We start from the raw sequence: 19,236 nt of genomic DNA, 5'->3' as shown, positions 1-19,236 counted from the left end.
TGGCGCAACAGGGTACTGCATGATCAGAAAATTCGGGGGGCGGGTTGGGAATTCTGTCCGGATTCCAGTCGTTGTTTCCCACGGATGCCGGGCACTCGGAGAAAGTCTCGGAAGGGTGAGCGAGTCCCAGAGACGGTCCCCTTCCGTGCCGGGCGTTCGCCAGGACCACCCGCCAGCCCACCATCGCAAGGGAGCACGCATGGCAACCCGTGCCGTCGCCCGTCGTCAGTCCGCCACCGGCGAGACGGCCGACTCGGCAAGCAGTGTTCGCGCTCATGGCGGCGAGATCGCAGACCGCGACCTGGTCGGCATGTACCTCGACGAGATCGCGCGTACGCCGCTGCTCGACGCCGCCAAGGAGGTCGAGCTGTCCCAGACCATCGAGGCGGGTGTGTTCGCGCGGCAGGTCCTCGACGGGTACGAGGAGAGCAAGTCGGACGCCAGCCGCGAGGAGCTGGAGGCGCTCGTCGCCGCCGGTGAGCGGGCCAAGGACGTCTTCATCCGCTCCAACCTCCGCCTGGTCGTCGCGGTGGCCCGGCGCTACCCGCGCAGCGGTCTGCCCCTGCTCGACCTCATCCAGGAGGGCAACGCCGGCCTGGTGCGCGCCGTCGAGAAGTTCGACTACCGCAAGGGCTTCAAGTTCTCGACCTACGCCACCTGGTGGATCCGGCAGGCCATCACCCGCTCCATCGCCGACCAGTCCCGCACGATCCGGCTCCCCGTCCACCTGGTGGAGGAGCTGGGCCGCATCCGCCGCGTCCAGCGCGAGTTCAACCGCGAGCACGGCCGCGAACCGGAGCCCGCGGAGATCGCCGCGGAGCTGGGCTCGACCCCGGAGCGCGTCATCGACGTCCTCGACTGGGCCCGCGACCCGGTCTCGCTGAACATGTCGGTGGACGACGAGGGCGAGACGCAGTTCGGCGACCTGCTGGAGGACACCTCGGCGGTCAGCCCCGAGCAGTCCGTCCTGACCCTGCTGCGCAGCGAGGAACTGGACGACCTGATCGGCCGCCTGGACCAGCGCACGGCCTCCATCATCAAGATGCGGTACGGCATCGAGGACGGCCGCGAGCGCACCCTGACCGAGGTCGGCAAGGAGCACGGACTCACCCGCGAGCGGATCCGGCAGATCGAGAAGCACGCCCTGCTGGAACTGAAGAAGCTGGCCCACCAGACCGGTTTCGACGCGGCGGCGTGACGCGACGGCGTGACGCAGGGGTTGCATGGGGCGTACGCCCGGTGGCGAAAGACGGCGCAAACATGGCGCGGTCCCGTCGCTTCAACCCCTGGGCCCGAGGGAACAACCCTTCCGGGCCCAGGAATGGGCCCCGGGTACCGCACTCCCCACTCACACCGCACCCCCGGCCGACCACCCTCGGCCGGCCCCACGTGAACCACGTCCCGACGCAATCCCCCCCGGCGCCGGGACTTCCCGAGCCGGGCTTCGGCGCCCATCCCCCCCCGGGCGCCGGAGCCCGGCCTCTTCGCGCGGCTGACGGTCTCACGGGCTGACGGTCTCACGGGCTCACGCGGCTCGTACGGCCCGCGGCCAGGTGTGCCGACATGCTGGAATGGCGGCCCACCCCGTACCTGAACCCCGGGGTGGACCACCGGATGGCAGATTCTGCCACACGGGCATAGCCTGCCGGGATGAGCACCACCCCCAGCCCCGCCCACCAGCCGTTTCCCGCCTCCGCACCGGTGTCCCTGACCGAACGCCGGAAAGCCGAGACCCGGATGGAGATCGCCCGGGCGGCGGCGGCCCTTTTCGTCAAGCAAGGCCTTCGGGCGACCCGCGCCGAGGACATCGCCCAGGCCGCGGGCATCGCACCGCGCACGTTCTACCGCTATTTCGCCACCAAGGAAGAGGCGGTCGCCCCGCTCTACGCCGCCGGCGCCCAACGCTGGACCGAGGCGGTCCGTACGGCCCCGGCCCACCTGTCCCTGCCCCAGGCCCTGGAACACGCCGTCCACCACACCCTCACCCCGGGCATCGGCGTCTCGGCCGCCTCCTGGGAGTGGCTCCGCACCCTGGTCCGCCTCGCCGACACCAGCCCGGCCCTGCGCAAGGTCTGGGCGGAGGTGTGCCAGGCGTCGGAGGGGGCGCTCGCGGAGATCCTGCGAGAGCGGGAGCGGGAGCGGGAGCGGGAGGGGACGGGGGCGCGGGAGGCAGTGGGGGGCTGGAAGGCCGCGGGGGGCCGGAAGACGAAGGGGGACACGGGTGTCTCCGGAGGCCCGGGGGTCTCAGGGGGTCATAGCCCCTCAGGGAGCCCGGGGGCCTCAGAGGGGCACGACCCCTCAGGGGGCGTGGGGGGATCAGAGGGCCCGGAGTCTGCGGACGCTCAACTGGTACAGCCCGGCCCGGACCTGCGCTTCGCAGCCGCCGTGGCCGGCGCCGCCGTCCGCGTGGCCGTGGAGTCCTGGGCCGCCACCACGACCCCGCCCACCGGCCCCGGAAGCCCGGCGGCCCTCGCCCTGCGCAACCTCCGCGCCCTGCGGGACTTCGAGTGGGGCGGGAGCGGGAGTGAGAGTGAGAGTCGTGAGAGTGGGGGCCGAGGCGGGAGCGGGAGTCGTGAGAGCGGGGGCTGAAGCGGGAGCGGGAGTGGAGGTGGGAGCGGCCAGCTGTGAGGCGGGCCCCGCGCCTTGGGCCCTCCCCCCTTCCCCTTCCCTTTCCCCCCAGCCCCTCCCCTCCTCCCCCTACGCCCCGCCCCCACCCCCCGCCGCCCTGCTCAGCCGTCCCCCCAACTCCCTTACCGCCTCCGCCAGTTCCTGCGGCCCGCGGACCGAGAACTCGTACCCCGCCATGGCCAGCCGCACCGCCAGCCACTCCACGGGGTCGCCGGTGGTGCCCCGCAGGACGGAGCCGCCCGTGCCGTCGTCCTCGGGGGTGCCGAGCCATTGCGCGACCCGCGTGGAGACGGCTTCCGCCGGTGCGGCGAACCGCACCTCGAACGCGTACGTCTCCTGTCGCCGGTGGATGGACTGCCGTAGGTACTCGGCGGCGCTCCCCGTCGGCAACTCCCGGGGCGTGAACCGGACTCCGGTCGCGAACGGCTCGCTCACCCGGTCGACGCGAAAGGTGCGCCAGTCGGCCCGGTCGAGGTCGTACGCGACCAGGTACCAGCGCCGGCCCGTCGACACCAGGCGGTGCGGCTCGGTCAGCCGGCGGGAGGCGCTGCCGTCCTTGTCGCGGTAGGCGAACCGGAGCCGCTCGTGCCCCGCCACCGTCGACGCCATCACGGTCAGCGTCTCCGGGGCGATGCTCGGCCCGTCCCCGCTGGTCAGTGGTGTGGTCGCGGCCTGGAGCGTGGACACCCGGTGGCGCAGCCGGGAGGGCAGCACCTGCTCCAGCTTGGCCAGCGCCCGCACGGACGCCTCGTCCACTCCCTCCACGGCGTGCCCGGCGCCGGCCCGCAGTCCCACCGCGATGGCGACGGCCTCCTCGTCGTCCAGCACCAGGGGCGGCATGGCCTTGCCGGCGACCAGCCGGTACCCGCCGTCCGCGCCCTTCGTCGCCTGCACCGGATAGCCCAGCTCCCGCAGCCGGTCGATGTCCCGTCGCACGGTGCGCCGCGAGACCCCCAGCCGGTCGGCCAGCTCGCCGCCGGGCCATTCGCGGGGCGTCTGGAGGAGGGAGAGGAGCTGGAGCAGCCGGGCTGGTGTGTCGGTGGTCATACCGATGAGCATGCCGCAGATATAGGACACGATCTGACCTAGTGCGGTCCTACCTTCCTCTCATGACGCCGAACGACAGCAACACCGCCCAGGGGCGCGGAACGCCCGACCGGACCCGCTGGCTGGCCCTGGCCATCGTCATGACCGCGGCCTTCATGGACCTGGTCGACGTGACGATCGTCAACATCGCCATCCCGTCCATCCGGCAAAGCGCTCATGCGACGGTCAGTCAGATCCAGTGGATAACCGCCGGATACGCCCTCGCGTTCGCCGCCGGTCTGATCACGGGTGGCCGGCTCGGCGACATCCACGGCCGTAAGCGGCTGTTCCTCCTGGGGGTCGGCGGTTTCACCCTCGCCTCCGCCCTGTGCGGTTTCGCCGCGAACCCGGAGATGCTGGTCGCCTCCCGCATCCTCCAGGGCGGGATGGCCGCGCTGATGGTGCCGCAGGTGCTGTCGATCGTGCACGCCACCTTCCCGGCCCATGAACGCGGCAAGGTGTTCGGCCTGTTCGGTGCGATCGTCGGCCTCGGTGCGGTCTCCGGCCCGCTGCTGGGAGCGCTGCTGACGGAGTGGAACCTGTTCGGACTCGAATGGCGCCCCATCTTCCTCATCAACCTTCCTGTGGGTGTCGTCGCCTGGCTGCTGGGCCGTCGCTTCATCACGGAGTCGAAGGCGCCCAGGGCGCTGAAGCTGGACCTCGTCGGTGTCGCCCTGGTGACGCTGGGTCTGCTGATGCTGCTGTATCCGCTCACTCAGGGGCGTGAGCTGGGCTGGCCGCTGTGGGGGTACGTCTGCATGGCCGGTGCGTTCGTCGTCTTCGCGGCGCTGGTGTCGTACGAGAAACGGAAGGCCGCCAGGGACGGTTCCCCGCTCGTCGAACTGTCCCTCTTCCGGGTGAAGAGCTTCGCCGCGGGCATCGCCGTGCAGACCGTGTTCGGGGTCGCGCTCGGCATCTTCTTCCTGGTCTGGACGCTGTACATGCAGATCGGCCTGGGCTGGACCCCGCTGCGGGCCGGGTTGACCGGGGTGCCGTTCTCGCTCGCGGTGTCCACGGCGGCCGGGCTGTCGGTGCAGCAGCTGGTCCCGCGGTTCGGCCGCAAGGTGCTCCAGGCGGGCGCGCTGGTCATGGGGGTCGGTGTGCTGATCTACCTGTGGGAGGCGCATCGCTACGGCCAGTCCATCGCGTCCTGGCAGATGGCGCTGCCGCTGGTCGTGATGGGGGCCGGCATGGGGCTGATCGTCGCGCCGCTGACCGACGCGGTGCTCTCGGAGGTGCCCCGTGAGCACGCCGGGTCCGCTTCCGGGCTGATCAACACGGTGCAGCAGATGGGCAACGCGCTCGGGCTGGGGCTGGTGTCGGTGGTCTTCTTCGGGCGGATCGGCGACCGGCTGACGCCCGTCCAGGTCGGCCCCGCGTTCGTCGACGCCTTCCAGTACGCGCTGTGGTGGGTCGCCGGGATCATGGGCGCGATCTTCCTGCTGATGTCCGCCCTGCCGAAGCGTCCGGCCCAGCCTGTGGAGGGCGCGGAGCAGGAGGCGCCGACGGCGGCGAAGGAGCCGGTACCGGTTCCCTGACGAAGCCCGGACCTGGCTCTCCGAGGGGGTCGGTCCGCTTCCTGACCAGGCACGACGCGGGGCCCGGCACCGATCAGGTGCCGGGCCCCGCTGCTGTGCGGACGGAAACGGAAGTCCGTTCATGCCCGGGTGTGGCCCGAACTTGTTTACATTCCGGAAAACCAGCCGTACTCTCCCGGTTAAACCACACGTTCGGGCATGAGGCGGAGGCGAACGGACATGTACGCACCGGAACGGCAGCAGGAGATCCTCCGGCTCGCCCGTGACGGCGGCCGGGTGGACGTGCTGTCGCTGGCCGAGGAGTTCCAGGTCACCGCGGAGACCATCCGCCGCGATCTGAAGGCCCTCGACCGCGCCGGTCTCGTCCGCCGGGTGCACGGCGGTGCCATCCCGGTGGGCCGCCTCGACTTCGAGCCGGACCTCGCCGAGCGCGAGTCCACCGCAGCCGACGAGAAGGACCGCGTCGCCAAGGCCGCCCTCGCCGAGCTGCCGGCCGAGGGCACGCTGATCCTCGACGCCGGTACGACGGTCGCCCGCCTGGCCGCGGCCATCCCGCTGGAGGCCCGGGTCACCGTCGTCACGCACTCCCTGCCGATCGCCGCCCGCCTCGCCGACCACCCGGGCATCCAGCTCCACCTGGTCGGGGGGCGCGTACGGCACCGTACGCGCGCCGCCGTGGACGCCTGGGCGCTCCGCGCGTACGGCGAGATCCGGGCCGACGTGCTGTTCGTCGCCGCCAACGGCTTCTCCGCCGAGCACGGCCTGACCACGCCCGACCTCGCCGAGGCCGCGGTCAAGCGGGCCGCCGTCGCCGCCGCGCGCCGCGTGGTGCTGCTGGCCGACTCCTCCAAGCACGGCCAGGAGCACTTCGCCCGCTTCGGCGACCTGAGCGATGTGGACCTGCTGATCACCGACAGCGGGCTGAGCCCGGAAGACGCCGCCGCCATCGAGCGCGGCGGCACGGAAGTAGTGCGCGCATGATCCTCACCGTCACCCCCAACCCCTCCCTCGACCGCACCTACGAGGTCCCCGCCCTGGAGCGCGGCGAGGTCGTCCGCGCCACCGGCGAGCGCATGGACCCCGGCGGCAAGGGTGTGAACGTCTCGCGCGCCGTCGCCGCCGCCGGCCGGCGCACGGTCGCCGTCCTGCCCCTCGGCGGCGCGCCGGGCGCGCTCGTCGCCGATCTGCTCGACGCGCAGGGCATCGAGGTCGCGCCGGTCCCGGTCGCCGGAGCCACCCGCTCCAACATCGCGCTCGCGGAAGCCGACGGGGTGCTCACGAAGATCAACGCGCCGGGCCCGGAGCTGTCCGCGGCGGAACAGGAACTGCTCCTGGACACCATCCGCGCCCAGTCCGCCGACGCCGACTGGATCGCCTGCTGCGGCAGCCTGCCCCGGGGGCTCGCGCCCTCCTGGTACGCCGATGTCGTCACCCGGGCGCACGCGGGGGGCGCGCGTATCGCGCTGGACACCTCGGGGCGCGCGCTCCAGGAGGCGCTGCGTGCCCGGCCCGACGTGGTGAAGCCGAACGCCGAGGAACTGGCGGAGGCCGTCGGGCGGCCCCTGACGACCGTGGGCGACGCGCTCAAGGCGGCCGAGGAGGTGCGCGCGATGGGCGCACGCGCCGTGCTCGCGAGCCTGGGCGCCGACGGGCAGCTCCTGGTCTCGGACACCGGCGCGTGGTTCGGCAGCGCGCGCGTCCGCGCCGTCCGCAGCAACGTGGGCGCCGGCGACGCCTCCCTGGCCGGCTTCCTCATCGCCGGCGGCACCGGCCCCGAGGCCCTGGCCTCGGCCGTCGCCCACGGCGCCGCCGCCGTCCAACTCCCCGGCAGCGTGATGCCGACCCCGGCCGACCTGGACCCGGCGGCGGTGACGGTCACGGCCGACATCCCGCTGGACCGCGAACTGACGGAGCCGGTGTCATGATCTCGCTCGCGTGCTGCGGCACCCGCCCCGGATTCATCCGGCTCGGCGGACGCGCCGGGTCCACGACGCCGAAACCGCCCACCCCACCGGCCTCCGAGCGGCGAGGCTCCCCGTTACTCGCCGCGGCCACCGGGCCGCACGGCCGGCTGATCCGCCGCGCCGCCCCCGGGAGGCGGGGTTCCCCCGGCCCCGCCACCCCCTCCCGCACCACCCCCTCCCCCCACCGCACCCCCGTCCCCACTCCCGCCCACTCCTCCCCCCGGGCGATACGCGTGCATAGGAGCCCGCGATGAGCGAAATGATCACGGCGGACCTGGTCGATCTCGACCTGTCCGCCGACACCAAGGAAGCGGCGGCGCGTGCCCTCGCCCAGCGCATGGTGGCCCAGGGCCGGGTGACCGACCTGGAGGGCTTCCTCGCCGACGTCGCCGCCCGCGAGGCCCAGATGCCGACCGGCCTCGACGGCGGCATCGGCATCCCGCACTGCCGCAGCGCCCATGTCACCGAGCCGACCCTCGCCTTCGGCCGCAGCGCCGCCGGCATCGACTTCGGTGCCGCGGACGGCCCGGCCGACCTCATCTTCCTGATCGCGGCCCCCGCCGGCGCCGACGACGCCCACCTGACGATCCTCTCCTCCCTCGCCCGCCAGCTGATGAACGCCGAGTTCACCGACGCGCTGCGGTCGGCCGGGGACGCGGCTGCGGCGGCGGCGCTGATCCGCGGGGACGAGGCGCCGACGGCCGCGGACGAGGGCGCCGGCGGTACGGCGGACACGGGCTCTTCCCAGAGCGCCGCGGACTCTTCCCAGGACGCCGTGGGCACCCCTCAGGGCGCCGAGGCCGCCTCCGAAGACACCGCTGCGGCGTCGGTGGCGGCCTCCACCGGCGCCGCGGCGGGCAGCACGGCCCCGGCTCCGGGCGCGACCGTCGCGGACGGGTCCGCCCCGGAGCCGGGCGCCACACCCGCCCCCGGCGAGCGCCCCTTCCGTATCGTCGCCGTCACCTCCTGCCCGACCGGCATCGCCCACACCTACATGGCGGCCGAGTCGCTGGAGAACGCCGGCCGTGAGGCGGGCATCGAGGTGGTCGTCGAGACCCAGGGCTCGGCCGGCTTCACCCGGCTGGACCCGGCGGTGATCGCCGCGGCGGACGGCGTGATCTTCGCGCACGACGTCCCCGTCCGCGACAAGGACCGCTTCGCGGGCAAGCCGACCGTCGACGTGGGCGTGAAGGCGGGCATCAACCGCCCCGCCGAGCTCATCGCGGAGGTCCGCGGGAAGGCGGCGCGCGGTGAGGCGAGCGCGCCGGCGCAGGCGCCGTCCGGCACGCCGGTGGAGCGCGCGGGCGACTCCACCGAGGGGTACGGCACCAAGCTCCGCAAGTGGCTGATGTCCGGCGTCAGCTACATGGTCCCGTTCGTCGCCGCGGGCGGTCTGCTCATCGCGCTGGGCTTCGCGATCGGCGGCTACAAGATCAACAAGGCGCCGTCGGTGATGGACCACTTCGTGTGGACCCAGGCCGACAGCTGGGGCGCCCTGCTGTTCCAGATCGGCGTGGTGTCCTTCGGCTTCCTGGTCCCGGTCCTCGCCGGCTACATCGCCTACGGCATGGCCGACCGGCCTGGCCTGGTCCCCGGCTTCGTCGGCGGCGCGATCTCGGTGACCATCAACGCGGGCTTCCTCGGCGGCCTGGCGGCCGGTCTGATCGCCGGTGGCGTGGTGCTGGCCGTCCAGCGGGTGCAGATCCCCGCGGCGTTGCGGGGCATCATGCCCGTGGTGGTGATCCCGCTGATCTCCTCGGCGATCGTCGGCTTCCTGATGTTCGTCGTGATCGGCAAGCCCATCGCCAGCGCCCAGAAGGGCCTGACCGACTGGCTGAACGGCCTCACCGGCACCAACGCCATCCTGCTCGGCGCCCTGCTCGGCCTGATGATGTGCTTCGACCTGGGCGGCCCGGTCAACAAGGTCGCCTACACCTTCGCCACCGCCGGCATCGCCGTCGCCACCCCCAGCGACTCCGCCATGAAGATCATGGCCGCGGTGATGGCGGCCGGCATGGTCCCGCCGCTGGCGATGGCCCTGGCCACCACCGTCCGCGCCCGGCTGTTCACCGCGGCCGAGCGCGAGAACGGCAAGGCCGCCTGGGTGCTGGGCGCGTCCTTCATCTCCGAGGGCGCCATCCCGTTCGCGGCGGCCGACCCGCTGCGGGTCATCCCCGCCTCGATGGCGGGCGGCGCGCTCACCGGCGCCCTGTCGATGGGCTTCGGCGCCACCCTGCGCGCCCCGCACGGCGGCGTCTTCGTGGTCCCGCTGATCGGCAACCCGCTGCTGTACCTGGTGGCCATCGCGGCCGGCGTCGGCGTCACCACGGCCCTGGTGGTCCTCCTCAAAGGCCTGCGCAAGCCGAGCCCCGAGTCCCCGGCCGCCGACCCGGCCGCGCAGGAGACCGCCACTCCCGAAGGGGCCAGGCAGCCGATAGCCGCCTGACGGCAACGGCGCGCCACGGCGGAACACTCAGGGCCCGGGACGGCAGTCCCGGGCCCTGATCTGCCGGTACGGCGGGCGTGCCATCCGTGCTATCCCTGCCGTGCTGCGCGCCGCTCCATCGCCTCCCGGGCCGCGTCCTCCGTCATGTACACCTCGCACATGTGCCGCCCGTCGGGCGTCGCCGTGTGCTCGACCTCCCACAGGGAGATCTCCGTCCCGTCGGGCAGCAGGAAGGCGTGCTCGTACAGCGCGTAGCTCAGCCCCGTCCGGGCGGCCCGGCCGGGGCGGCCGAACGCCTGGGTGATCTGGTGGGCGGTCGCCGTCGCCAGCAGCGCCGCCGTCTCGGCGCCGGGCCGGTCGGGGTTCTCCGCGCGGCGCAGCAGCCGGCGGGCATGGTCCGCGGAGTCGTCGGAGGCGAACACGTGCCGGGGTTCGGGGATCGCCCACAGCCGCATCAGCGCGGGCAGTTCGAAGTCCTGGGCGTCCGGCGGCAGGCCGAGCCGGGATGTGGCGGCCTGAAGTTCCTCCTCGTCGACGTACACCTCGTGTTCCGGGGCGCTGCCCGGCGTGGGGTTGTGCACCAGCTCCCACAGCGTGACCGCCGTGCCGTCGGCGAGCAGCCAGGTGTGCCGGTACGTCTCCCGGCGCAGCCCCGCGCTGTGGTACGCGGAGTGCAGCGAGCTGTCGTGCGCCAGCGCGCAGTCGAGGCGCCGTATCACCTCGTCGGGCAGCTCGAACGAGTTCAGGGCACGGCCGAGGAGTCGCGCGAGATGCTCCTCAGGAGACTCGGGCGACTCGGCTGGTTCGTACGCTGCCGTCTCGTACGGAACGCTCAAGGTTTCTCCCGGCGTTGCTGCATGTCACCTTGTGGGTGCATACCGTAGCCCCTCGGTCGGACATCATGTCCGGGAACCGAGAAAACGTACGCCAGGAAAACACCGGGGCCGCGCGAAAAGTTCCCGCGCGGCCCGCCGTTCCGTCAAAACCCGCCGTTCAGGCGGCGCTTCCCGCGGTCCAGGCGCTCCACGACATGTTCCAGCCGTTGAGCCCGTTGTCGGGGGAGACCGTCGTGTCGGGCGAGTTCTTCACGATCACGACATCGCCGACGAGGGAGTTGTCGAAGAACCACTTGGCCTCGGTGGCGCCCTGGGCGCCCTGCGCGTCCGCGAGGCCGACGCAGCCGTGGCTGGTGCCCTCCCGGCCGAAGGGCGGGTTGCCCTTGTTGTACCAGTAGTTGCCGTGGATGAACGTCCCCGACGTCGTCAGCCGCATCGCGTGCGGCACGTCCGGGATGTCGTACTCCCCGCCGAAGCCGACCGTCGAGCCGTTCATACGGGTCTGCACGAACTTCTCGGAGATCACCATCTGCCCGTTGTACGTGGTGTGCTGCGGGCTGCCCGCCGAGATCGGCACCGTCTTGATCGTCTTGCCGTCCCGCACGACCGTCATGGTCTGCGTGTTCACGTCGACCGTGGAGACCTGCGAGCGCCCGATCGTGAAGGTGACGGTCTTCTTCTGCACGCCGTAGACGCCCTTCGCGCCCTCGACGCCGTCCAGGTCGATGGAGAGCGTGACCTTGGACCCGGCCTTCCAGTACTCCTGCGGCCGGAAGTCGAGGCGCCGGTCGCCGAACCAGTGCCCGACCACCTGCTGGCCGCTGGTGGAGTTGACCGTGATGTGGGACTGCACGGCCTTCTTGTCGGTGATGGACTTGTCGAAGGTGAACGACACCGGCATGCCCGCGCCGACTGTCGAGCCGTCGTCCGGCGTGTAGGTGCCGATGAAGCTGTTCGACGAGCTGACGGTGGTGAAGATGGAGTTGGCCGCCGCCGTGCGCCCCTCGGCGTCCTTCGCGGTCGCGGCTATCTGGTACTTGGTGCCGCGCTCCAGCTGCTCCTTCGGCTTCCAGGTGTGGCCGTCCGCCGATATCGCGCCCGGCACGGCCTGCCCCGACCCCGCCACCGTCATCTTCACGTCGGCCAGCTTGCCGTCGCTGACCTTCACCCCGGTGGCGTTGATGGACGCCCCGGTCGAACCGTCCTTGGCCGAGATCGCGATCTTCGCCGTCGACGTCTTCGGGGAGTCCTTGCCGCCCTTGCCGTCGTCGTTGTTCGCGTTGGCGCTGCCGCCGCACGCGGTCAGGGTGAGGGCGCCGACCATCAGGGCGGCACAGGCCCCGAGTGCGCGCCGCGCTGCAATGTCCGGCGTTGTCACGGGCTGCTCCAGGTTCGTGTGATGTGCGTGGTCCGTTCCAGTGCGTGGAGAAAGAGGCTCCGGCACTGCGGAAGGTTCCCTTCCACTCCGCTGAACGCCATCACGTGACAGAACCGCGACAATCCAGGGCTCAACCCCCGCTCCCGAGGCCGGGAAAACGCCGGTGTCAGCCGTGCCGACTTGACTGCCGGCCGTGCGACTTCCCTGCCGGCCGTACGACTTTCCTACCGGCCGTGCAGCTTCCCTGACGGCCGGGCAGTTCCCCTACCGGTCGTGCAGTTCCCCTGACCGCCGTACAACTCGCCGTGCGACGGCCACACTCCGCCCGGACCGGCGGCCGACTCGGCGGCGCGCACGGCTCGTACGATCGCGCGGGTCACCAGGTCCGCGCCTGCGGCCAGGATGCCGTTGAGCGCGAGCGGGTGCGGGTCGAGCGGGCGGGCGCCGGTCGCCAGCGCGAACACCGTGTCGCCGTCGTGCAGGAGGTGCACCGGCCGGACGGCGCGCGCGATCCCGTCGTGCGCCGTGCCCGCCAGCTTCTGCGCCTGGGCTTTGGAGAGGTCCGCGTCCGTCGCGACCACCGCCAGCGTCGTGTTGAGCGGCGTCGGCGCGTTCCCGGCGGCGGCCTCGTCCAGGCGCCGGAGCGCGGCTGCGTGCACGCGCTCCTCCGGGTACTCCACCCGCCCCTCGAACAACTCCCCGTACAACACGCCCGTCCCGGGATCCAGCACCGCCCCCGCGGGGTTCGCGACCACCAGCGCCGCCACGGTGACGCCCGAGCCGAGCACCGTGCTCGCCGTGCCCACCCCGCCCTTGAGCCGCCCCGCGACGGCACCCGTGCCGGCGCCGACGCACCCCTCCGGCACCGGCGCACCCGGCACCGTGGCCGCCGCGGCCTCGACCGCCGCACGTCCCGTCGCCGCGTCCGGACGCGCCCGGAAGTCGCCGCCGCGCCCCAGGTCGAAGACGCACGCGGCCGGTACCACCGGCACGACATGCGCCGGGTCCGCCCCCACCGGCACCCCGCGCCCCTGCTCCTCCAGCCAGGCCATCACCCCGGAGGCCGCGTCGAGCCCGTACGCGCTGCCCCCGGTCAGCACCACGGCGTCGACCTTCTGCACCACGTTGCGCGGGTCGAGGGCGTCGGTCTCCTTGGTGCCGGGACCGCCGCCCCGCACGTCCACGGCGGCGACGGCACCGCCCTCCGGGGCGAGGACGACCGTCGTGCCGGTGAGCCAGCCGCCGCCGCGTCGGGTGGCGTGCCCCACCCGCAGCCCGGCGACGTCCGTCAGAGCGTCAGCTGTCATGGACGCCAGTCTGGCGCAGCGGGCGCCCTGCCCCGAAGCACTCAGCCGGCCCCGGCGGCGGCGTCCGCCGCGCGGTCCCGGGCGGTCGTGCGCGCCGTCAGGGCCACCCCGGTCACCACCGCGGCCGAGGAGACGAGCCCCGCCGCGAGCACCGCCCACCGGCCCAGGAAGGTGCAGCAGATCACCAGCAGGGCCGTGACCGGCAGGACGAGCTGCTGGGTGAGGCCGACCTTGAAGTGGCGGGAGTGCAGCGCCCACACGGTCAGCAGGTACAGCGCGGTCGGCAGGGTGACGGCGGCCGAGGCGGACAGGGTGGAGATGTGGGCCTTGCCGACCGCCTGCTCCACGGCCACCTCCAGACCGGCGCCGATCGCCGCGGCCGAGGCGAAGACGAGGTAGTGCCCGTAGCCCCAGACGAACGCCCGCCGGCTGGAGCGCAGGTGCCCGTGGATGGGCACCACGAAGTAGATCCACCAGGCGGCGAAGACGATCAGCAGGCCGCCCGCCGCGATGGGCAGCAGCTCGCCCAGCGCGTTGTGCTCGTCCACGCCCGACTTCACGGCGACCGTGGCCGCGGCGATCGTCTCGCCGAGCACGATGATCGTGAACAGGCCGTACCGCTCGGCGATGTGATGCGGGTGCCAGGAGGTCTCCTGCACCTTCTCGGCGTACAGCGGCACGCACAGTTCCGCGATCACCATCACGAGGAACACCCACGGCCGGGACGGCTCGGGCAGCAGCACCAGGCCGAGCCAGCCGGCCTGGCACAGCAGCACGCCGTACGCGTACCGCAGCGCGGTGGTCCGCTCCGCACCCGTGGCCGATCTCGCGGCCCTCAGCCACTGCCAGGCCATCGCCAGCCGCATGATCACATAGCCGAGCCAGACCAGCAGGAAGTCGTGCTGGACGGCGGCCCGGGAGACGCCGGCGGCCAGGACCAGGACACCGGCGATCTGTACCAGGGTGACGACCCGGTACAGCGCGTCGTCGTTGTCGTACGCCGAGGCGAACCAGCTGAAGTTCATCCACGCCCACCAGATGGCGAAGAACACCATCGCGTAGTCGAGGATGCCCCTGCCCGCGTGCCCTTCCGCGACGGCGTGCACCAGTTGCACGCCCGCCTGCGCGATCGCCACGACGAAGCACAGGTCGAAGAACAGCTCCAGCGGGGACGCGACGCGGTGCGCCTCGTCGCGCCCGCGCGCGGTGAGCCGTCGCAGGGGACCGGAGGGCTGCGGTGCGCCCGAGGAGGCGGGCGCCGGGGCGGAACTCGACGTCATGGTCCCAGCACAGCAGAAAACCGGCCCGAAATCTTGTGAAGGCATTCACAAGCACTGGGGGAGAGGCGGCGGGGGCGGTCCGCGTGGGGAGGGAGCGGGCCGTCGGACCGGAGCGGCGGGCGCCGTACCCTGGTGGCATGAGCACCGTCCCCGAGCCCGAGCCGCGCGACCCGAAGCCCGCGCTGGTCTTCGACGACCCGCTGGACCAGCAGTCCTCGGACGACACCGACCGCGGCTGGGGCGAACGCCCGGCCGGCGACAGCGCCGCCGACCTGAGGCGCTTCCTGGACGAGAAGCCGCCCCACCACCTGTGAGCCGTGCGCCGCAGCGCCGCTAGCGCTCGTCGCGCCCGGCCCCGCGCTGCGCGACCAGCGCGTCGCGGATCTCCTTGAGCACCTCCAGTTCGGTCACCTCCATGACCTCCTTCGTGCCCTCCCGCGCCGCCTTCCGGGCCGACTGCCGCGCCAGGTACTTCGACATCGGCAGCACCATCAGGAAGTACACCACCGCCGCGGTGATCAGGAAGCTGAGTGTGGAGCCCAGGACGGAGCCCCACATGATCGGCACCCCGCTCTTCACCGTGCCGTCCGCGCCCACCTGGCACGGGTCCTTCAGACAGGTGCTGTAGCTGTCGAGGTTCTGCGTGCCGATCGCTCCGACCAGCGGGTTGATGATCCCCTTCACCACCGAGTTGACGATGTTCGTGAAGGCCGCGCCGATGACCACCGCGACTGCCAGATCGACGACGTTGCCGCGCATCAGGAAGGCCTTGAAGCCCTGCCAGACGCTCGGTTCCTGCTTCGCGCTCACCTCGGGGACTCTCCTCGTATGCACAGGCTGTGGAATGAAACGCTCCGCAACCTACGGCACGGTGCGGCCGGTGTGTCCACTCCCATCGCTCGATCGAGGGTCCTGACAGCAGACCGCCGGGGGCGCGTCGGAACTGGTTCAGCACAGCGTCACCGCCAGGCGGGCGGTGGCGCCCGCGCCGACCAGCCGGGCCGCCGTGGCCCGCGGTACGGCCAGCACGACCAGCGCACCGCTCTCCGCCGCACCGACCGACGGCCCCGGCGCGTCCGGTCCCGCAGGCCCCACGACCGACGGCGCGGGCGCGTCGGGCCCCGCATGCCCCGCAGCCCCCGCAGCGCCCTGGGGCATCTCGGGCACCGTCGTCACCCGGACCCCGCGTGCGAGCACCCGCGCCTCCCCGCGCCCGGCCGACGGGTCCGCGGCGGCGATCACGTCGACGCGGTCACCGGGCCGGAGCAGCCGCACCGTCGCCGCGTCGGCGATCCGCACCGGTGCCGACACGACGTCGGCCGCCGGGGGCCGTCGTACAGGTGCCGTGACCGTGTTCCCCGGGACAGGGCCCGCGTCCGGGTGCCCTCGCGCGGGCTCGGCGACCGCCGGGTGGCCGCGGGGCCCGTCCGTGCCGTGCGGTTCCGTACCGGTGACGCCGGGCATTCCGGCGCGGGGGCCCGCCGCCACGAGCGCCGCCGCGGTCACCGCGAGGCCGACCACGACCGCCCGCCGACGATGCCGTACCAGCCGCTGCAGCCGGTACCGGCCGCCGCACACCCGCACCGGGTCGAACGGGGGCACCTCACGGGTCGGCGGGGCGTCCGTGCCCAGCGGGCGCGGCAGCCGGAGGGGAGGCGGGAAAGGAGAGCGGGCGGAGGGAGAGGGCGTGGTGGGGGAGAGCGGGGACGGTGGGGACGAGGGCGTGATGGGGGCGGGCGGGGGCGTGGTGCGGAGGAGCGGGGACGGGGACATGGTGGGGAGGAGTGAGGACGTGGCGGGGGAGGGGGAGGGCGAGGGCATGGGGGTCACCGCCTGCGACGAGGAGTTCGGCTTGCGCTCCCACGATGGGGCCTCGCGCCGGATCCCGCCGGAGTCGGTGGATCACCGGTCGGTTGTGGACAACTCGCCCACCCGAACGAGAGGTTCCGCCCACCCGCCGTTCCCGAGCGGCTCCCGCCCCCCGGCAGGCTCCGTTCCCGAGCGGCTCCCGCTCCCAGGCCGGCTCCCGCCCCCAGGCCGGCTCCCGCCCCCAGGCCGGCTCCCGCTCCCAGGCCGGCGCCCTCCCCGTCCGTTGCCCTACGGCAGCTCGAACCCCGGGTCCATCCCGCCCAGAGCGTTCACGCACAGGCAGTCCCGCTCCCCGGTCGCCGGCAGGGCCGTCACCGCGTCGAACAGGACACCGCGCAGCCGGTCCACGTTGGCCGCGAACACCTCCAGCACCTCCTCGTGCGAGACGCCCTCACCGGTCTCGGCGCCCGCGTCGAGGTCGGTGACCAGGGTCAGGGACGTGTAGCACAGCTCCAGCTCCCGGGCGAGCGCGGCCTCGGGATGGCCGGTCATGCCCACCACCGACCAGCCCTGGGCCCGGTGCCACAGCGACTCGGCGCGTGTGGAGAAGCGCGGGCCCTCGACCACGACCAGGGTGCCGCCGTCCACCGGTTCCCAGTCCCGGCCGCGGGCCGCCTTCAGCGCGGCGGCCCGCCCGGTGGGGCAGTAGGGGTCGGCCATGGAGACGTGCACGACGTTCGGCACGGTGCCGTCGGGCAGCGGAAGCCCGTCGAAGTAGGTCTGCGCCCGGGACTTCGTACGGTCCACGAACTGGTCCGGCACGAGCAGGGTGCCCGGGCCGTACTCGGGGCGCAGCCCGCCCACCGCGCAGGGGCCGAGGACCTGCCGGACGCCGACCGAGCGCAGCGCCCACAGGTTGGCGCGGTAGTTGATGCGGTGGGGCGGCAGGTGGTGGCCGCGGCCGTGCCGCGGCAGGAAGGCGACCCTCCGGCCGGCGATCTCGCCGAGGAAGAGGGAGTCGCTGGGCGCTCCGTAGGGGGTGTCCACCTGGACCTCGGTCACGTGGTCGAGGAAGGAGTAGAAACCCGAACCGCCGATTACGCCGATCTCTGCGTTCGCCATGACCAGCACACTAGCGGCCCGGGAAGGCGCCGGGGAGCGGGTGCCGGGGAACGCCGAAGACCCCGCCGTCGGGTGACGGCAGGGTCTGGACGAGAGTTCCCGGCGCGAGAGTTCTCAGATGAGAGTTCTCGGGCGAGAGGTCTCAGGCGGCGGAGCTGCTGGCGGAGCCGGACGAGGACGACGAAGACGAGGACGTCGACGACGAGGACGTCGAGGACGTCGACGACGAGGACGTCTTCGAGTCGGACGAGGAGCCGGCCGGCTTCGACGCCGGGGTGCTGCTCGACGTGGAGCCGCGGGAGTCGTTGCGGTAGAACCCGGAGCCCTTGAAGACGATGCCGACCGCGGAGAACACCTTCTTCAGGCGGCCCTTGCAGCTGGGGCACTCGGTCAGGGCGTCGTCGGTGAACTTCTGCACCGCCTCAAGGCCCTCGCCGCACTCGGTGCACTGGTACTGGTAGGTCGGCACTGTCTTCCTCCTGGCACTCTCACTCAATGAGTGCTAACGACGTTCCATAGTGACGTATTCCCGGGGATCAGTCCACCGTGACCGGCACGCGGTGACCGACGCCACGCGCGACCGTGCGGTTCGCGTGCCGCGGCGCCAGCCGGGACCGCAGCGTGACCAGGGTCAGCAGCGCGAGCACGGTGCCGGCCATCGGCACCAGGAACCCGGCGCCGTCCCACAGCCGGTCCTCCAGCTGTCCGGCGACCGTCACGGCGGCGGCCTGGCCGAGCGCGACAGCGCCGGTCAGCCAGGTGAAGGCCTCGGTGCGGGCGCCGGCCGGGACCAGGTTCTCGACCAGCGTGTAGCCCGTGATCAGCGACGGCGCGATGCACATGCCGACCAGCAGGCCGAGCGCGGCGAGCAGCAGCACCGAGTGGGCCGTCCACAGCGCGGACGCCGCCAGCGCGAGCGCCGCGTAACCGATCACGATGCGCTTCTGGGGGGCCGCCTTCCAGGCGATGGCGCCGCACGCGATGCCGGACAGCATGTTGCCGGCGGCGAAGACGCCGTACAGGACGCCGTTGAGGCCGGGCTCGCCGATGGACTCCGTGAAGGCCGCGAGCGAGACCTGCATGCCGCCGAAGACCGAGCCGATGCCCAGGAAGGTGACGACCAGCACGCGCACGCCCGGGACGCGCAGCGCCGAGGCGTGCCGCACGCGCGCGTGGCCGCTGTCGGCGGACACCGGCGGCTGCGTGCTCTTCTGCGCGGCGAACAGCAGACCGCCGACGAGCGTCAGCGCGGCCTCCGTGAACAGGCCCGCCGCCGGTGCCACGGCGGTGCACAGCGCGGTCGCCAGCAGGGGGCCGAAGACGAAGGTCAGCTCGTCGGTGACCGACTCGAACGCCGCCGCGGTGGTCATCAGGGGCGAGCCCTGGAGCTTCACGCCCCAGCGGGCCCGCACCATCGGGCCGACCTGCGGCACCGAGGCGCCGGTCGGGACGGCCGCCAGGAACAGCGCCCACAGGGGCGCGTGCGCCAGCGCGAGCGCCGTCAGGGTGAGGCCGGCGAGGGTGTGCACCAGGACGCCGGGGACCAGGACGGCACGCTGGCCGTAGCGGTCGGCGAGGCGGCCGCCGTAGGGCGCGAACAGCGCCATGGAGACGCCGGTGGCAGCCGCCACGGCGCCCGCCGCACCGTACGAGCCGGTGGTGTGCTGGACGAGCAGCACGATGGAGAGGGTGAGCATCGCGAACGGCTGGCGTGCCGCGAAGCCGGGGAGCAGGAAGGTCCAGGCGCCGCGGGTGCGCAGCAGCTGTCCGTATCCCGGGCGGGACGAGGGCGGCGGGTTCTCCGCCGGCTCGGTGGTGACCGTGGATGCCACGGCCCGTGCC

General features: G+C 73.0%; 17 protein-coding genes. 7 read left to right on the top strand and 10 right to left on the bottom strand.

Annotated elements, in window-relative coordinates; genetic code table 11:
• Nucleotides 1-199: 199 nt before the first annotated feature.
• Both IEZ20_RS04740 and IEZ20_RS04735 read left to right on the top strand, forming a co-directional pair.
• Nucleotides 200-1,198, top strand: a complete 999-nt coding sequence (locus IEZ20_RS04740; RefSeq protein ID WP_189294826.1) for a sigma-70 family RNA polymerase sigma factor — start codon at nucleotides 200-202, stop codon at nucleotides 1,196-1,198.
• 452 nt (nucleotides 1,199-1,650) lie between these two features.
• Entirely contained in the window at nucleotides 1,651-2,589 is a 939-nt protein-coding gene (locus IEZ20_RS04735; RefSeq protein ID WP_308434640.1) for a TetR/AcrR family transcriptional regulator, read from the top strand.
• Between the two features lie 108 nt (nucleotides 2,590-2,697).
• Here the strand turns inward: IEZ20_RS04735 and IEZ20_RS04730 are convergent, their stop codons facing one another.
• Nucleotides 2,698-3,675: a helix-turn-helix transcriptional regulator gene (locus IEZ20_RS04730; protein WP_189295346.1), complete on the bottom strand. Its 978-nt coding sequence runs from the start codon at nucleotides 3,673-3,675 to the stop codon at nucleotides 2,698-2,700.
• A 62-nt stretch (nucleotides 3,676-3,737) separates the two neighbouring features.
• On the opposite strand from IEZ20_RS04730, the gene IEZ20_RS04725 reads away from it, so the two are divergent.
• The 4 genes from IEZ20_RS04725 to IEZ20_RS04710 all read left to right on the top strand — a co-directional run bounded on the left by IEZ20_RS04725 (nucleotide 3,738) and on the right by IEZ20_RS04710 (nucleotide 9,662).
• Nucleotides 3,738-5,252, top strand: coding sequence for an MFS transporter (locus tag IEZ20_RS04725; RefSeq protein ID WP_189294825.1), 1,515 nt, complete (start codon nucleotides 3,738-3,740; stop codon nucleotides 5,250-5,252).
• Between the two features lie 219 nt (nucleotides 5,253-5,471).
• Nucleotides 5,472-6,233: a DeoR/GlpR family DNA-binding transcription regulator gene (locus tag IEZ20_RS04720; protein ID WP_189294824.1), complete on the top strand. Its 762-nt coding sequence runs from the start codon at nucleotides 5,472-5,474 to the stop codon at nucleotides 6,231-6,233.
• On the top strand, nucleotides 6,230-7,177 hold the full coding sequence (pfkB, locus tag IEZ20_RS04715) for a 1-phosphofructokinase (protein WP_189294823.1): 948 nt from the start codon (nucleotides 6,230-6,232) through the stop codon (nucleotides 7,175-7,177). Before IEZ20_RS04720 ends, pfkB begins: the two co-directional genes overlap by 4 nt.
• A 289-nt stretch (nucleotides 7,178-7,466) precedes the next feature.
• Nucleotides 7,467-9,662, top strand: coding sequence for a PTS fructose transporter subunit IIABC (locus IEZ20_RS04710; protein ID WP_189294822.1), 2,196 nt, complete (start codon nucleotides 7,467-7,469; stop codon nucleotides 9,660-9,662).
• Between the two features lie 89 nt (nucleotides 9,663-9,751).
• On the opposite strand, the gene IEZ20_RS04705 is transcribed toward IEZ20_RS04710, so the two are convergent.
• From IEZ20_RS04705 to IEZ20_RS04690, 4 genes are all read right to left on the bottom strand, one after another.
• Nucleotides 9,752-10,498, bottom strand: coding sequence for a DUF6227 family protein (locus IEZ20_RS04705; protein WP_189294821.1), 747 nt, complete (start codon nucleotides 10,496-10,498; stop codon nucleotides 9,752-9,754).
• A gap of 157 nt (nucleotides 10,499-10,655) precedes the next feature.
• The gene (locus tag IEZ20_RS04700; RefSeq protein ID WP_189294820.1) at nucleotides 10,656-11,876 is read right to left on the bottom strand and encodes a L,D-transpeptidase; all 1,221 of its coding nucleotides are present in this window, start codon (nucleotides 11,874-11,876) and stop codon (nucleotides 10,656-10,658) included.
• A 224-nt stretch (nucleotides 11,877-12,100) separates the two neighbouring features.
• Nucleotides 12,101-13,183, bottom strand: a complete 1,083-nt coding sequence (locus IEZ20_RS04695) for a P1 family peptidase (RefSeq protein WP_189294819.1) — start codon at nucleotides 13,181-13,183, stop codon at nucleotides 12,101-12,103.
• 41 nt (nucleotides 13,184-13,224) lie between these two features.
• On the bottom strand, nucleotides 13,225-14,463 hold the full coding sequence (locus tag IEZ20_RS04690) for a low temperature requirement protein A (RefSeq protein ID WP_189294818.1): 1,239 nt from the start codon (nucleotides 14,461-14,463) through the stop codon (nucleotides 13,225-13,227).
• Between the two features lie 137 nt (nucleotides 14,464-14,600).
• Here IEZ20_RS04690 and IEZ20_RS04685 point away from each other — a divergent pair, with 137 nt between their 5' ends.
• A complete protein-coding gene (locus tag IEZ20_RS04685) occupies nucleotides 14,601-14,777 on the top strand; it encodes a hypothetical protein (RefSeq protein WP_189294817.1) in 177 nt (58 codons plus the stop codon).
• A 19-nt stretch (nucleotides 14,778-14,796) separates the two neighbouring features.
• On the opposite strand, the gene mscL is transcribed toward IEZ20_RS04685, so the two are convergent.
• From mscL to IEZ20_RS04660, 5 genes are all read right to left on the bottom strand, one after another.
• Complete coding sequence (mscL, locus tag IEZ20_RS04680) at nucleotides 14,797-15,273, bottom strand: large conductance mechanosensitive channel protein MscL (RefSeq protein WP_189294816.1); 477 nt, start codon at nucleotides 15,271-15,273, stop codon at nucleotides 14,797-14,799.
• Between the two features lie 138 nt (nucleotides 15,274-15,411).
• Nucleotides 15,412-16,236: an RcpC/CpaB family pilus assembly protein gene (locus IEZ20_RS04675; RefSeq protein WP_229895908.1), complete on the bottom strand. Its 825-nt coding sequence runs from the start codon at nucleotides 16,234-16,236 to the stop codon at nucleotides 15,412-15,414.
• 324 nt (nucleotides 16,237-16,560) lie between these two features.
• Nucleotides 16,561-17,394, bottom strand: coding sequence for an S-methyl-5'-thioadenosine phosphorylase (locus IEZ20_RS04670; protein ID WP_189294814.1), 834 nt, complete (start codon nucleotides 17,392-17,394; stop codon nucleotides 16,561-16,563).
• 142 nt (nucleotides 17,395-17,536) lie between these two features.
• Complete coding sequence (locus IEZ20_RS04665) at nucleotides 17,537-17,863, bottom strand: FmdB family zinc ribbon protein (protein ID WP_189294813.1); 327 nt, start codon at nucleotides 17,861-17,863, stop codon at nucleotides 17,537-17,539.
• A 67-nt stretch (nucleotides 17,864-17,930) separates the two neighbouring features.
• Nucleotides 17,931-19,226 carry an MFS transporter gene (locus IEZ20_RS04660; RefSeq protein WP_189294812.1) on the bottom strand — a complete coding sequence of 432 codons (1,296 nt, stop codon included), beginning with the start codon at nucleotides 19,224-19,226 and terminating at the stop codon, nucleotides 17,931-17,933.
• Nucleotides 19,227-19,236: the final 10 nt, after the last annotated feature.

This window comes from Streptomyces cinerochromogenes (genome assembly GCF_014648635.1).
Taxonomy (GTDB): Bacteria; Actinomycetota; Actinomycetes; order Streptomycetales; family Streptomycetaceae; genus Streptomyces; species Streptomyces cinerochromogenes.
This window is presented reverse-complemented; position numbering and strand designations above follow the sequence as displayed.